Genomic DNA, 887 nt, shown 5'->3' on the forward strand with positions numbered 1-887 from the left:
GGGTCGGCGACTGCTGGGCCTGCGCCGGCGTGGTCATGCTCGCCAGTCACGCCGCGACGAGGGTCAGCGCCACCATCCAGATGCCGCGCATCCCGGCATGACGCCGTGACGCACTCGAGGCGTTACGTGAGAAGGTCATTTTCATCATCGACTCCTTGTCTGCGATTACGTTCTTCCGACTTACTTGGCCATGTTCGACACGAACTGCTGAATGAGCTCTTCCAGCACCAGTGCCTGCTGAGTATCGTGAATGACGTCGCCATCATGGAGCATGTCCGGCGCGCCCCCCACGGTCAGGCCGACGTACTGCTCGCCCAGCAGCCCCGACGTCAGGATCGCCGCCGTGGTGTCGTCGGAGAGCTTGCCATCGTACTCCGAGTCCAGCTCCATGGTGACCTTGGCGTCGAACCACTTGGGATCGAGCTGAATGTCGGTCACCTTGCCGACGCGCACCCCCGACATGGTGACTTTCGCCTGTGGCCGCAACCCCCCGATGTTGGCAAAGTTCGCAGTCAGCGTGAACGTGTCGTTGGGCACTCCCACCCCCAGACCGCTGACCCTGAGGCCGAGAAACACCAGCCCCAGAATGCCTGCCAGCATGAAAATGCCGACGCCCAGTTCCAACCAGCTATTGCGCTTCATCCGAGATCTCCAAACATCAACGCGGTGAGCACGAAATCGAGGCCCAATACCGCCAGCGAGGCGTATACCACCGTCCGGGTGGTCGCGCGCGAAATACCTTCCGAGGTAGGAATCAGGTCATAGCCCTGGAATACCGCGATCCAGGTCACGACCAGACCGAACACCAGACTCTTGACCATGCCGTTGAGCAGATCGTCGACGAAGTCGACGCTATCCTGCATGTTGCTCCAGTAGGAACCTTCGTA

Annotated in this window: 2 protein-coding genes; both read right to left on the reverse strand. The window is 60.8% G+C overall.

Annotated elements, in window-relative coordinates; all coding sequences use genetic code 11:
- Positions 1-180: 180 nt before the first annotated feature.
- Positions 181-642: an outer membrane lipid asymmetry maintenance protein MlaD gene (gene mlaD, locus AC3AYF_RS09995; RefSeq protein ID WP_298845866.1), complete on the reverse strand. Its 462-nt coding sequence runs from the start codon at positions 640-642 to the stop codon at positions 181-183.
- A partial coding sequence (locus AC3AYF_RS10000; protein ID WP_487779691.1) for an ABC transporter permease occupies positions 639-887 on the reverse strand: 249 nt, incomplete at its 5' end. The genes mlaD and AC3AYF_RS10000, both read right to left, overlap by 4 nt.

The sequence above is a fragment of the Salinicola sp. genome (genome assembly GCF_982684285.1).